Here is a 12,844-nt window from a genome sequence, read left to right as displayed (position 1 = left end):
GCGGCTTACTGCGCCGCGCGTGCCTTTTCCAGTTCCGGCAGAAACCGCTGCTCATAATCGCTACCAATCAGCGGGCCAGCAAAGCGGAAGAGCACGGTGCCCTCGGCATCCAGTATGAAGGTTTCCGGCGGCGCGGTCACACCCCAGTCGATGGCCGTGCGGCCCTGCGGATCGAAGGCCACCGCTTCAAAGGGGTTACCATCATCGTCCAGATAGCGCGTGGCGGTACCTGCCTGATCCTTGAAGTTCACGCCAATGATCGGCATGCCCTCTGCCGCCATGCGCAGGAGGTTGGGGTGTTCCGCCCGACACGGTGGGCACCAGCTGGCCCAGAAATTCACCAGCGTCACCTCGCCCGTGGCCATCGCCTCGGGCGTGACGCCGGGATAGTCGCCCAGCACATCACTGGTGATCGCAGGCGCCGCCTGGCCGATCATCGTGGAGGGCAGATCATTGGGATTGTCACGGAACATGCCAATGCCTGCGAGGGCAACGAACCCTGCAAAGATCAGCGGCGGGGCGATCATCAGGGGCGAGACTTTAGGCATCGGGCTTGCTCCTCTTCTCCACGTCCTGCAGCGCGCGTCGGGCGCGGCGACCCTGACGCAGGCTCAACGCGATCAGCAGAACCAGCAACACGATAGAGACCCCGTAAGCGGACAGCACCGCATCCGCGTATTTGCCAAGATCGGGCATCACAGACGCGCCTCCCGGGCTTGCAGTGCGCGGGTCCGGCGCAGGCGGATTTCGGTGCCTGTGCGATAGAGTACAAGCGCAAGGAAGAGCAGCACAAACCCCGCGATACAGACCAGCAGCGGGAAGTAAAAGACGTCTGCCACGTTCTCTTCCTTGTCGAGGCTCAGCGACGCCCCCTGGTGCAACCCCTGGTTCCAGAAGTTCACCGCGTAGCGCGACAGCACCGCAAAGACCGACCCCACAAGGCACAGTACGGAGGTGAGGTCAGCGGCGGTGTCCGGGTCCTCAATGGCTTCCCAGAGCGCGATGTAGCCCAGATAGAACAGGAACAGGATCAGGAAGGAGGTCAGGCGCGGGTCCCACGCCCACCACGTGCCCCACATCGGCTGACCCCATATCGCGCCCGTACAGAGCGCGATCAGCGTCATCACAACGCCCACCGGTGCGGCGGCCTTGGCGGCCAATGCACTCACATGGTGCCGCCGGATCAGCCAGATCAGCGAGGTGACCAGCATCATGACCCAGACGTTGATCGCCATCATGGCAGAGGGCACATGCAGGTAGATGATCTTGACGGTCGATTCAAACTTGTCGGCGTTCGGCGTAAAAAAGAAACCCCAGATCAGGCCGACAACCAGCGAAATCGCCGCCAGTGCCCAAACCGCGGGCAGTACCCGTTCACTCAGGCCCAGAAACTTCACCGGGTTTGCATAGCTCCAAAAGCCGGAGGGGCGTTTGGGTGTGGCTGTGTCTTCGGTCATGGACATGGCACTGATCTAAGCCTTTCGGTGTTTTGGCTCAATGGGCAAATGGTCCCGTTCACCGCAAGTTCACCCGCAGCGCGGCCGCGGACGCAAAGGGCATGATGGCAATCACCCCGGCGCTGATCCCCGCCAGCATCAGCAAGGGCGTCACCGGATCCATGCCCGTGGCGCCGCGGCGCGCCACCTCTGCGCCAAAAATCAGCGTCGGCACATAGAGCGGCAGCACCAGCAGCGACATCAGCAGCCCGCCCCGTTTCACGCCCACGGTCAGCGCCGCCCCAAAGGTGCCAATGACAGACAGGGCAGGTGTCCCGAGCAGCAGGGACAGAACGAGCCAGCCGTACCCTGCCGCAGGGAGGTTCAACAGGATGCCCAGCACCGGTGCTGCCAGCACCAGCGGCAACCCGGTGGTGATCCAATGGGCCAGCGCCTTGACGCTGAGCGCGGCCTCCAGCGGCAGTGGCGAGGTGGCGAGCAGGTCGAGCGTGCCGTCTTCCCAGTCGAGCGCCAGCAGACGGTCCAACGACAGGAGGCAGGCCAGCAAGGCACCAAGCCACAGAATGCCCGGCGCGATGCGCGACAAAAGCTCCGACTGCGGGCCCACGCCAAAGGGCACCAGCACCGTCACGATCAGGAAAAACGCAAGCCCAAGGCCAAAGCCGCCGCCAGCCCGTATCGCCAGTTTCAGATCGCGACGCAGCAGCGCTGTCATAGGAACGCCTCGTCACTGGCGCCCGCGCGCGTGTCCTGTGTCGCGCGGAAGGGCGTGACGTCCAGCACATCGGCCTCCAGCCCAAGGTCGATATGGGTGGCGATCAGCGCTGCGCCCCCAGCCCTCAGATGGGCGCGCACGGCGGCGGCAAATTGCGCCACGGCGTCCACGTCGAGCGAGACGGTCGGTTCATCCAGCATCCAGATGGGCCGTCCGGTCACCAGCATCCGCGCGAGCCCCAGCCTGCGTTTCTGCCCCGCCGACAGCGTACCTGCCAGCCGGTCGATCAGTGGCCTCAGAGCGAAGGCATCGAGCGCAGGCACAATGTCCGGTTGCCCGAACACATCGGCCCAGAAAGTCAGGTTCTCCCGTACGGAAAGCATGGCCTTGAGCCCGTCGGAATGCGCAGCATAAGCGATCTGCTCCTCGGTGCCGTCAATCTGCCCGGCAAGCGGCGGTTGCAGCCCGGCCAGGGTGCGCAACAGGGTCGTTTTGCCCGATCCATTGGGCCCGCGCAGGATCAGCGCCTGCCCCGGCGCAAGCGTGAAGCTCAGCCCTTGCAGAACCGGCAGCCCGCCGCGCGCCACGCAAAGATCACGGATCATCAATGTCATGAGACAGCGTTAACCGATTGCCCGCGCAACCAAAAGCCCGTTCAAACCGGGATCAGCGCCAGCGCGATGCGGCGGCCTTCGCTCAGCAGCACGTTGTACGTCCGACAGGCAGCAGGTGAGGCCATAACCTCGACGCCCATACCCGCCTCTTCCAGCGTCGCACGGACATCGGAGGGCAGATGCGCGGTCTCGGCCCCGGTGCCGACAAAAAGCACGTCAATCTCGTCCTTCAGGGCCAGGAGTGCATCGACATCCTCGTACCCCTGCCACCCAAACGTGCCGGTGGGTCCGGCGATCACCGGGCCCTGGAAGACCTCGCCGCCGATGCGAAAGAACCCTGCCCCGTATCCCTCGATCGGTTTGGCATCTGTAAAAGATATCTCGTTCAGGCGCATGCCCGTCTCCTAGCTCCAGATCGGCAGCCCAAGAATAGCCGATGTCGCAATGATGAGGTAGGCCACCCGGCGAAAAAGAAGCTCTGCCGTTGGATCGAACAACCGGGCGCCGATCATATTGGCCACCACATTCGGGATGCCCGCCAGCAGCCCCAGCAACGCGATTTTCCAGACAAACAGGTCCAGCGCGAAGAACACCGCGATCATCACGAAATCAATCGCCAGCAGGTAGAGCAGGAAATTCGCCCGGATGACCGCAATCGGCAGGCGGCTGGACATGTAGAGCATGATCACCGGGGGGCCCGGCACCCCGGCAAATCCCCCCATGAAACCGCCCAAACCTCCGGTTGCAACGGTCATGGGGCGGGTCAGCACGCCCTTGTAGCGCCAGCCGGACATGACCAGCACCAGCAGGACCGCCACACAGATCGACACCACCCAGCCGAAGAAGGTGGCATCCATATGCGACAGGCAAAAGACGCCCACGGGGATGGTCAGTGTCGCGCCCAGCATCAGCCGCCCGACATCGCGCGGCGCGCCGTCCCGCCAGGCGGCAGGCAGGTTCGGCAGGGGGCCGACCAGTTCCGCCATCATCATGAAGATCACAGCCTCAACGGGGGAGAGGACGGAGGCCGCCACGGGCATGATGATCATGCCGCTGCCGAATCCCGCAAAGCCCCGCACCATGCCGGCGGCGAGAACGCCCAGTGTCAGCCAGATCAGCCCGCCTGTATCGGTAACGCCTGAAAGCGCCTCAAGCATCAATGCCCGCGTATTGGTTGCCGGAATTGGCGTCCGGCTTGGACCAATCGCGTTTCACGCCCAGATAGAGAAGTGCGGCAGAGGCCACGAAGATGGAGGAATACGTACCCACAATCACGCCCCAGATCATCGCGAAGACAAAGCCGCGGATCACGTCGCCGCCCAGCACAAACAGCGCGATCAGCGCCAGCAGCGTGGTCACCGAGGTCATGAATGTCCGGCTGAGGGTTTCGTTGATGGAGATGTTCAGTACCTCGTTCAACGGCCGTTTCTTGTATTTGCGCAGGTTCTCCCGCACTCGGTCGAAGACCACCACTGTATCGTTGAGCGAATAGCCCACGATGGTCAGCAAGGCGGCAATGATCGCGAGATCAAAACGGATCTGCAGTTCGGAAAAGACCCCGATGGTCAGGATCACGTCATGCACCAGCGCCAGCACCGCGCCCAGGGCAAACTGCCACTCGAAACGCAGCCAGATGTAGATCAGCACCGCCCCGATGGCGAGCACGACGGCAATCGCCGCCGTCTGGATCAATTCACCGGATACTTTTGGTCCGACGGATTCGACGGAAACGAATTTGATATCCGGCCGCACCGTTCTCAGCGCCTCCTGCACGGAGGCAATCACGTCGGTCGTCACCGCTTCTTGTCCGTCCTGCGCCTGAATGCGGATCATGGCCACGTTCTGGTCTGCCTCGAACGTGGGATCGAAAACCTCGGTGATTGTGACATCGCCCAACTCCAGCACGGCAATGGCATCGCGGTAGACACCGATTTCCACGGGCAGCGGGCTTTCCGTGCGGATCGTCGTACCACCCCGGAAGTCGATACCGAAGTTCAGTCCCTGGATCATGAAGGAGGCAAAGGCCACCACCATCATCAGGCCGGAGATGCCCAGCCAGAGCTTCCAGCGTTTGAAGAAATCGAAATTCGTGTTTTGTTTGACCAGTTTCAGGCGCATATCAAATCTCGATCGTTTTGGGGCGACGACGTTCGAACCACATCACCACAAGCAGACGCGTGACGAAGATCGCAGTGAAAACGGAGGTCAGAATACCCAGACCCAGTGTGATCGCAAAGCCGCGTACCGGGCCAGAGCCCATGGCAAAGAGGATCGTGGCGGTGATGAAGGTGGTGATATTGGCGTCAAGAATGGCGCTAAGCGCCTTTTCATATCCCAACTCAATGGCCCGCGCGGGACCTTTCGAGGTCTTCAATTCTTCACGAATCCGCTCGAAGATCAGCACGTTGGCATCCACCGCCATCCCGACTGTCAGAACGATGCCCGCGATCCCAGGTAGGGTCAGCGTGGCACCGATGAGGCTCAGCAGCCCAAAGATCAGCCCGATGTTGATGATCAGCGCGATATTGGCAAAGATGCCGAAGAGCCCATAGCTGAGGAACATGAAGACCAGCACGGCGCTGAAGGCCACGATGGTCGCGACCTTGCCCGCGTCGATGCTGTCCTGCCCCAGTTCCGGACCGATCGTGCGCTCTTCGAGGAATTCAAGCCCCGCAGGCAGGGCCCCTGCCCGCAGCAGCACTGCGAGATTGGTCGATTCCTCCACGGTGAAGCGCCCGGTGATGATGCCGGACCCGCCCGGAATATGGCTCTGGATCGTCGGGGCGCTGACCACTTCGTCGTCAAGGATGATGGCAAAGGGCGATCCGATGTTCTCCGCCGTGTAATCGCCGAACTTACGCGCGCCAGAGGTGTTGAACCGGAAGTTCACCGCCGGGCGACCGTTCTGATCAAACGCAGGCTGCGCGTCCACCAGTTCCTCGCCCGTCACGACGGGCGCCGCTTCGATGGTGTAGAAAACGCCGGGTTCATCCAAAGACGGCACGATTTTATTGCCGATCCCGGCAGAGGCATCAGGGTTCGTACCGCGCGTCACCACCGGGTTGAAGGTCAGCTGCGCCGTGGTGCCGATGATCTCTTTCAACTCGCCCGCTGACCCGATACCGGGCACCTGGATGAGGATACGGTCCGCACCCTGCCGCTGGATTGTTGGTTCGCGGGTGCCGACCTCGTCGATACGGCGACGAATGATTTCGAGGCTTTGCTGAACGGTGCGTTCGTCGGTCGCGAGCTTTTCAGCCTCCGATAAGGTGACGATGATCAGGTCGTTCTCTGCCCGGACCTCAATGTCATTGGCACCCACCCCGGTCAGGGTCTGCACAGGGCGTGCCAGTCCGCGTACGATCTGCAACGCGCGCTGCATACCCTCCGGCTGACTGATGCGTACCCGCACCTCATCATCGGCTGAGGGCTGCAGCCGGATCGTGCCCACCGTTGACCGCTCCGGGCGCAAGCTGTCGCGGATTTCCGGCCAGGCCGCTTGCATCCGTGCGGCGTAGACATCCTCGACCTGCACTTCCGCCAGCAGATGCGCGCCGCCGCGCAGATCGAGCCCGAGGTTGACCAGCCCCGAGGGCATCCAATCCGGCCAGCGCGCCTGATCCGCCAGATTTTCCAGAGTGGTGGCACCCAGTTCGATGGCCTGAACCGCGTCGTTGTGTTTTTCAACATTCGTGTAGAAGGCGTTGGGCATCGCAAGCCACAGGCCCACCGCACAGGTCAGCCAGATGGTGATCCGCTTCCAAAGATCGATTTGCAGCATGTCTACGCCTTTTCGAACGCGTCAGGAGGCGTTGTTACTTCGCCGGTTCGGTCTTGGAGACAACGGTCGCAATGGTAGATTGCACAACGCGCACTTTCACGCCCTCGGCGATTTCCAGTTCCAGCTCGCCGTCGTCCTTGACCTTGGCCACCTTGCCGACGATCCCGCCCTGGGTCACCACCTGATCCCCACGGCGCAGCGCGGCCACCATCGCCTGATGCTCTTTGACTTTTTTCTGCTGCGGGCGGATCAGCAGGAAATACATGATCGCAAAGATCAGGATGAGGGGCACAAATTGCGCGAACGCTTCCATGAAAATGGTCCTTCCGGGTGGGGCGCGACAACGCGTTAAGCAGGTCGCGAATTTTGGCGGAACCTATGGGCTCACACGGCGCTTTGCAAGGGAGGCTTTGCACAATACTGCTTGACCCTGACCGGCACCATCCTGCCTGTCACCGCCCCCTTGGCGCGCCCGGCAATTCAGGCCATTGTGACGCGATACGAGGTTTGGGAGATCATATGGCAAACGGGACAGAAACCAGCGCAATTCTGGGAGGAATCCTAGCCTGCGCAATCGGGTTTGCCGCGCCCCTCCTTGCGGCCCCCCTGCCTGCTCTGGATCCGGCAGAGCGCGCGCTTTGGTTGGCCGTTGGGGGGATTAATAGCACCAGCCCCGAAAAATCGGCGACCTGCACGGGCACGCTGATCGCGCCCGATCTCGTGCTGACGGCAGCGCATTGCGCAGGTGGTACAGCAAAACGGACACGTCAGCGCCACTTCATTTTGGGAAAAACACAAGATGCTGCCACGATCTATCGCGGCTCTGTGCAAAGGGATGTGCATCCCGCCTACCCGTTTGCAAAAGGAAACACCCGGTTCAAATACGATGTGGCGGTTCTGCGGCTGGACACGCCCTTGCCCGCAGATCTGGTCACCCCGCTCCCCCTGTTCCAGCCGGACCGGCAGATCAGCGGACCTCTGGCCTTGATGGGCTACAACCGTGGTGGGAAGGAACGGCTTGCCGGTCGGTTCAACTGCCCTGTGATCCCGGAAGATGACCACGATGTGATCGTCATCGATTGCGAAGTCGTGAGTGGCAACTCCGGAGGTCCGGTTCTGGCGCAAGTTGATGGCGACTGGCATCTCGTCGGCGTGATCGTGGGGCGCATTGGCAGCGAAAACCCGACGACGCTGGCGGTTCCAGTTGACGACTGGATCACTGACCACTGGGAAGACGCGTGGGAACGGGCGGATGCGCGCGCCACTAAAGTGGCGCCCGGACAGTGAAATCTCATGGTTACGGACCGCACCAAGATCGGTCATAAGCAGCAATAAGAGACGACTCAGATCAAGGACTGCCGACATGCATGATATTCGTGCCATCCGTGAAAACCCCGATGCTTTTGACGCCGCCCTGGCGCGCCGGGGAGAGGCGCCCGCGTCTGCCGCGCTGTTGGCGCTGGACGAGGCGCGTCGGGCCAAGATCAGTGCCGCAGAAACCGCACAGGCGGATCAGAACAAAGCCTCTAAGGAAGTTGGCGCTGCGAAAGCCGCTGGCAACGATGCGGAGTTCGAGCGTCTCCGCGCTCTTGTCGGTGAGAAAAAGGCCGAAGTCGCCGCCATGCAGGCGGAAGCCAAGGAGCTTGATGCTCAGCTGACCGAGAAACTGGCCTGGATCGCCAATCTGCCCGCGGCCGATGTGCCGGACGGTGCGGATGAAGAGGATAATGTCGAAGTGAACCGTTGGGGCGATGTCCCCGCTTTCGGTTTCGCACCCAAGGAGCACTACGAGATCGCCGGGGTTGCCGCGTCGATGGATTTCGAAACTGCTGCCAAGACCTCGGGCGCGCGGTTCGTCATGCTCAAGGGTGCCGTGGCGCGCATCCACCGGGCGCTGGCGCAATTCATGATCGACACCCATGTGGATCATAACGGGCTGACGGAAGTGAACTGCCCGGTGCTGGTGCGGGATGAGGCGATGTATGGCACTGACAAGCTGCCGAAATTTGCCGAAGACAGCTACAAGACGACGGAGGATATGTGGCTGATTTCCACCTCCGAGATCACGCTGACCTATTCGGTGGCGGGCGACGTGTTGGACGAGGCGGACCTGCCGCGCCGGATGACGGCCCACACGTTGTGTTTCCGGTCCGAGGCGGGCAGCGCCGGCCGTGACACGGCGGGCATGCTGCGCCAGCACCAGTTCGAAAAAGTGGAAATGGTGTCCATCACCCTGCCCGATCAATCAGATGCAGAGCAAAAGCGCATGCTGCGCTGTGCTGAGGATATTCTGGAACGGTTGGGCATCCCCTACCGCACCGTGATCCTCTGCACCGGTGACATGGGGTTTGGCGCCAAGCGGACCTATGACATCGAGGCGTGGTTGCCCGGTCAGGACAGCTATCGCGAGATTTCATCGGTCTCCACCACCGGCGATTTCCAGGCGCGGCGGATGAATGCACGGTACAAACCGGCGGATGGCGGCAAGCCCCGGTTCGTTCATACGCTGAACGGGTCGGGTCTTGCGGTCGGACGGTGTCTGATTGCTGTGCTGGAAAACGGTCAGCAGGAGGATGGCTCGGTTGTCTTGCCCGATGTGCTGGCGCCCTATCTTGGCGGCAAGACTACGCTGACCCCCGAAGGTCAGCTGGTGTGAGACAGGCTTGGGGCGCTGCCCCAAACCCCGGCATATTGATAGAACAATGAAAATCAGCGGTTGGGGGTGACCTCGTAGCCGCGCGCTTCGGGTTCGTCATCGATCAGCTCCAGCGGGAACCCGGGGGCGCGGATCTCAAGCCCGGTTGCCTCTTCCAGCCGTTCGATCATCCGGTCGGACTGCGCGCGGGCACCGTAGCGCGCCTGCCCATCCGCCATCATCTCGATCACCTTGGGGGACAGTTCCAGCGGGACCCCATGTACATCGGCCAGTTTTTGGAAGAGCCCGATGTCCTTTTGCACCAGGTCCATGGTGAAGTTCACGTCGCGGGATCCCGACAGGATCAGCTGGCTTTCGGTTTCATGCACGAAGGAGGTGCCTGAAGACATCGCAATCGCCTCGTAGGTGGTGCCCATGTCCATTCCTGCGGCTTTCATGACCGTGAGCGCCTCGCACAGGGTCAGCAGGTTGGCCGTTGCAAGATAGTTGGTCATCACTTTGAGAACGCTGGCATTTCCGATCTCGCCCACGTGCAGGATACGGCGCCCCATGCACGTCAGGACGGGCAGCACGCGGTCGAAGGTGGCACGGTCACAGCCTGCGTAGATCGAGATGTTGCCGGTGTCCGCGCGGTGGCATCCGCCCGAGACAGGACAGTCGACCGCCGCGCCCCCTTGAGCCATGACCAGCGCGCCCAGCCGTTTGACCTCGGCGGCGTCTGTTGTCGACATTTCCATCCAGACTTTTCCGGGTGCGACGTGCGGCAACATCTCGTCGAGCACCGCGGCGGAGGCGGCAGGCGACGGCAGGCAGGTGATCACGGCATCGCAGGCCTGCATCATCCGCGCGGGGCTCTGGCCATCTGCGGCCCCCTGGGTCACCTTCGCCGCCACTAATTCCGCATTGAGATCAAAGACCTGCACATCCATCTTGTTGCGGATCAGCGAGCCGCAAAGCTTGCTACCGACATTGCCCAGCCCGATAAAACCAATCTTCATGTCGCACTCCCTGACAATCGTGTTTCGGGCAGCCTGCGAACCCCGGCCGCCATGGTCGCGCCTGTTTGCGACCTTTACGATTGACCGATGAATTTCGCGGCGTACCCTGAGAGGATGGTAAAGGAGTTGCACAGCGACGTCTCTGACAAGGCCGCCGGGATCGACGTGACCGACGGGTTTGAACCCTTTGCGCAGCGCAATGACATTTTCACCCGGGCGTTCTGGGATCCCGCCGTGCGCTGCGCGCGGTCGGATGCGTTTTTCGCCTCCTACCGGATGGAGGCGACCCCGCGCCGGGGCGACGGGTTTGGTCAGCGGGACTTTGCGCTGCGCAATGCGTCCTGGCTGATCTCGGATGTGATGACGGACCGCTTTGCCGATCAAGGGCGCCGCGAAGGATTTCAGGCACCGATCAGCGCCGATACACCCGTCGCTCCTGTGGCCCTCAAGGTTACGGATTCGAACGAGATGTCGCGTGAGATCAAAAAGGTAGCGCGCTTTTTTAAAGCAGACTTATGCGGAATTACCGGGGTTGATTCGCGCTGGCACTACAGCACCCGCATCGACACGCGTGATCTGTCTGACGCACCGAACAACCTGCCCGAGGGGATTACGTCTGTGATCGTGCTGGGCCATGAGATGGATGCAGATCTGGTTGATACCTACCCCGCAGCGACCGCTGGTGCGGCCACCGGGCGCGCTTACAGTCAGGAGGCCGCAACCGTGATGCAGCTGGCCGCCTACATCCGTAATCTCGGGTATGAGGCCGTTCCGTCGATGAACGACACGGCGCTGGTGATTCCCTATGCGCTCCAGGCGGGGCTGGGGGAATATGCGCGTAACCAGATGGTGATCACCCCGCAATTCGGGCCGCGGCTGCGGTTTTCGAAGATTTTCACGTCGCTGCCTCTGGCGCATGACAGCCCCAAACCGCAGGGCGTCCGGGCATTTTGCGACATCTGCACCAAATGCGCCGAGGCCTGCCCGGTAAAGGCCCTACCCTTTGGTCCGCCGGAAGTTGGGGGTACCAATATCTCCGCCCTCAAGGGCGTGCGCAAATGGACATCCGACGCAGAGAAGTGCTTTGGGTTCTGGGCCAAGCTGGCCTCGGACTGCGCGATCTGCCTGCGGGTCTGTCCGTTCAACCGGGACTTTCGCAAATGGCATCACCGGCTGTGGCTGCGCCTTGCGCTGTCTCCGCTCAGGCGCGTGGCGCTCTGGTTCGATCGAGGTCGTGGGGGGCGGAAAAAACCGGGCGCATGGTGGTCCGCCCCCTGAACCCTCAGGGGACTGACCGGCGCACGTTGCCGTGCCAGTCTTCACCTGCAATCGGTTGTGCCTGGAAGGTTGCGCGCGCATCGCTGTCCATCGCAACATCACGTAGCTCTGCCAGCATGATGCCAAGAAATACGCCTGTTGCCAGAAGCAAGAGTGTATGGGTGACACTCCGCAGTGGGCTGTGACGTTCTTCAATCGCTGTTTCGTAAACCATCTGAGCCTCCTTTCAGCCGAGCCCGCTATGGGGCCTCTGAGGATATAGGGGCGCACAGAAAATAATGAAAACGAATATATGGCATGATATACATCACATAACGTGATGATTTGCGCTATGGGCTCGACCCGTCCGATGCTGACACCGCCTTGGACACCATCTGCCAATACTGTGCGGTGACATCGTCCAGCGACAACCTGCCATCCGCGCGGAACCACGTGTTAATGCCGGTCAGCATGGCAATCACCGCGCGCGTCGCGATCTTGGTATCGTCCACGGCAAAATCACCGGTGATCACACCTGCCCGCAATATGGCCTCCAGCCGGTCCTCATAGGCCCGGCGCAGGGTTTCGATCTGCGCGAAATTTGCGGGCGTCAGGTTGCGCAATTCCATATAGGCGATGAACACCGCGTCTGGCCGATCATGGTGGAAGTGGATGTGAAACTGCACAAGGTGTTTCAACCGCGCCACCGGATCTGCATCGGCGTCGTCCCGAAACGCGGCCAGCAGAGCGTCCAGGTGGCTCTTCATCAGATCAAAAAGCAGGCTTTGCTTGTCTGGGGTATAGTTGTAGAGCGCGCCGACCTGCACCCCGACCTCGCGCGCGATTTCGCGCATGGAAACCGCCGCAAAGCCCTGACGTGCAAAGAGCTTTAGCGCTGCCGCGCGCACGCGCGGGCCGGTAATGTCTGAATGTGAACCTGCGGTACGAGCCATGATGGCCAAGGATATCTGAACAAATGTTCAAAACAAACCCTCCTTGCGCGCGTCGGGCGCTTGAGGCACAACAATTGCGACCAACCGGAGCTCCTTTATGCGCCTTGCCGCCTTCCTGATCCTCATCCTCGGTGTTGTCGGCTGCGTGCAGTTTCCTGAGATCGAAGACGCAACGGGACAGGCCGCGCGAGAGGCGGATTTTCCGGACCTGATTCCCTTTGATCCCTTGCTGACCTCGACCGAGGCGCGGCAGAGCAAGACCGAGGAGACACAATCGCAGCTTGAAGCGCGGGTCAGCGGCCTGCAGGCGCGCGCCGCAGGGCTGCGCGGATCGGTGCTCAGCGGAGAGGAACGGAACCGGCTGGAGGATGAAGTGCAATAGCACCAAGCGCGTTGCACGTCGCTGCCGAACC

Annotated in this window: 17 protein-coding genes; 4 read left to right on the top strand and 13 right to left on the bottom strand. The window is 61.7% G+C overall.

Annotated features, from left to right (window positions below; all coding sequences use genetic code 11):
* Positions 1 to 5: 5 nt before the first annotated feature.
* From Q1A52_RS10700 to yajC, 10 genes are read right to left on the bottom strand one after another with little or no spacing between them, the layout of a single operon-like run.
* A complete protein-coding gene (locus Q1A52_RS10700) occupies positions 6 to 548 on the bottom strand; it encodes a DsbE family thiol:disulfide interchange protein (RefSeq protein WP_300014648.1) in 543 nt (180 codons plus the stop codon).
* The gene (gene ccmD / locus Q1A52_RS10695) at positions 541 to 696 is read right to left on the bottom strand and encodes a heme exporter protein CcmD (protein ID WP_300014645.1); all 156 of its coding nucleotides are present in this window, start codon (positions 694 to 696) and stop codon (positions 541 to 543) included. The genes Q1A52_RS10700 and ccmD overlap by 8 nt, the downstream gene beginning before the upstream one ends.
* On the bottom strand, positions 696 to 1,463 hold the full coding sequence (locus tag Q1A52_RS10690; protein ID WP_300014642.1) for a heme ABC transporter permease: 768 nt from the start codon (positions 1,461 to 1,463) through the stop codon (positions 696 to 698). Before Q1A52_RS10690 ends, ccmD begins: the two co-directional genes overlap by 1 nt.
* Before the next feature lie 52 nt (positions 1,464 to 1,515).
* The gene (gene ccmB / locus Q1A52_RS10685; protein WP_300014639.1) at positions 1,516 to 2,172 is read right to left on the bottom strand and encodes a heme exporter protein CcmB; all 657 of its coding nucleotides are present in this window, start codon (positions 2,170 to 2,172) and stop codon (positions 1,516 to 1,518) included.
* Positions 2,169 to 2,786, bottom strand: coding sequence for a heme ABC exporter ATP-binding protein CcmA (gene ccmA, locus Q1A52_RS10680; protein WP_300014636.1), 618 nt, complete (start codon positions 2,784 to 2,786; stop codon positions 2,169 to 2,171). The genes ccmB and ccmA overlap by 4 nt, the downstream gene beginning before the upstream one ends.
* Positions 2,787 to 2,827: 41 nt before the next feature.
* On the bottom strand, positions 2,828 to 3,181 hold the full coding sequence (locus tag Q1A52_RS10675; protein WP_300014633.1) for an Mth938-like domain-containing protein: 354 nt from the start codon (positions 3,179 to 3,181) through the stop codon (positions 2,828 to 2,830).
* A 9-nt stretch (positions 3,182 to 3,190) separates the two neighbouring features.
* Positions 3,191 to 3,943 carry a sulfite exporter TauE/SafE family protein gene (locus tag Q1A52_RS10670; RefSeq protein ID WP_300014630.1) on the bottom strand — a complete coding sequence of 251 codons (753 nt, stop codon included), beginning with the start codon at positions 3,941 to 3,943 and terminating at the stop codon, positions 3,191 to 3,193.
* Positions 3,936 to 4,904, bottom strand: coding sequence for a protein translocase subunit SecF (secF, locus tag Q1A52_RS10665; RefSeq protein WP_300014627.1), 969 nt, complete (start codon positions 4,902 to 4,904; stop codon positions 3,936 to 3,938). The genes Q1A52_RS10670 and secF overlap by 8 nt, the downstream gene beginning before the upstream one ends.
* Position 4,905: 1 nt before the next feature.
* Positions 4,906 to 6,567, bottom strand: a complete 1,662-nt coding sequence (gene secD, locus Q1A52_RS10660) for a protein translocase subunit SecD (protein WP_300014623.1) — start codon at positions 6,565 to 6,567, stop codon at positions 4,906 to 4,908.
* Between the two features lie 34 nt (positions 6,568 to 6,601).
* Complete coding sequence (gene yajC, locus Q1A52_RS10655) at positions 6,602 to 6,880, bottom strand: preprotein translocase subunit YajC (protein WP_300014619.1); 279 nt, start codon at positions 6,878 to 6,880, stop codon at positions 6,602 to 6,604.
* A 206-nt stretch (positions 6,881 to 7,086) separates the two neighbouring features.
* Between yajC and Q1A52_RS10650 the strand changes: the two genes are divergently transcribed.
* Positions 7,087 to 7,854, top strand: a complete 768-nt coding sequence (locus Q1A52_RS10650) for a trypsin-like peptidase domain-containing protein (protein WP_300014616.1) — start codon at positions 7,087 to 7,089, stop codon at positions 7,852 to 7,854.
* A 76-nt stretch (positions 7,855 to 7,930) separates the two neighbouring features.
* On the top strand, positions 7,931 to 9,223 hold the full coding sequence (gene serS, locus Q1A52_RS10645; protein WP_300014613.1) for a serine--tRNA ligase: 1,293 nt from the start codon (positions 7,931 to 7,933) through the stop codon (positions 9,221 to 9,223).
* A gap of 53 nt (positions 9,224 to 9,276) precedes the next feature.
* Here the strand turns inward: serS and Q1A52_RS10640 are convergent, their stop codons facing one another.
* Positions 9,277 to 10,221 (bottom strand): NAD(P)-dependent oxidoreductase, encoded by a 945-nt coding sequence (locus Q1A52_RS10640; protein ID WP_300014610.1) that lies wholly within the window; start codon positions 10,219 to 10,221, stop codon positions 9,277 to 9,279.
* Positions 10,222 to 10,335: 114 nt separating this feature from the next.
* Here Q1A52_RS10640 and Q1A52_RS10635 point away from each other — a divergent pair, with 114 nt between their 5' ends.
* A complete protein-coding gene (locus Q1A52_RS10635) occupies positions 10,336 to 11,499 on the top strand; it encodes a reductive dehalogenase domain-containing protein (protein ID WP_300014607.1) in 1,164 nt (387 codons plus the stop codon).
* A gap of 4 nt (positions 11,500 to 11,503) precedes the next feature.
* On the opposite strand, the gene Q1A52_RS10630 is transcribed toward Q1A52_RS10635, so the two are convergent.
* Positions 11,504 to 11,713 carry a hypothetical protein gene (locus Q1A52_RS10630; protein ID WP_300014604.1) on the bottom strand — a complete coding sequence of 70 codons (210 nt, stop codon included), beginning with the start codon at positions 11,711 to 11,713 and terminating at the stop codon, positions 11,504 to 11,506.
* Between the two features lie 115 nt (positions 11,714 to 11,828).
* Positions 11,829 to 12,431: a TetR/AcrR family transcriptional regulator gene (locus Q1A52_RS10625; protein WP_300014601.1), complete on the bottom strand. Its 603-nt coding sequence runs from the start codon at positions 12,429 to 12,431 to the stop codon at positions 11,829 to 11,831.
* Positions 12,432 to 12,528: 97 nt separating this feature from the next.
* Here Q1A52_RS10625 and Q1A52_RS10620 point away from each other — a divergent pair, with 97 nt between their 5' ends.
* A complete protein-coding gene (locus Q1A52_RS10620) occupies positions 12,529 to 12,813 on the top strand; it encodes a hypothetical protein (protein WP_300014598.1) in 285 nt (94 codons plus the stop codon).
* Positions 12,814 to 12,844 lie beyond the last annotated feature (31 nt).

The sequence above is a fragment of the uncultured Roseobacter sp. genome, from assembly GCF_947488185.1.
In the GTDB taxonomy this organism is placed as follows: Bacteria; Pseudomonadota; Alphaproteobacteria; order Rhodobacterales; family Rhodobacteraceae; genus Roseobacter.
The sequence above is the reverse complement of the archived record's forward strand: the minus strand, read 5'-3'. Positions and strand labels throughout refer to the sequence as shown.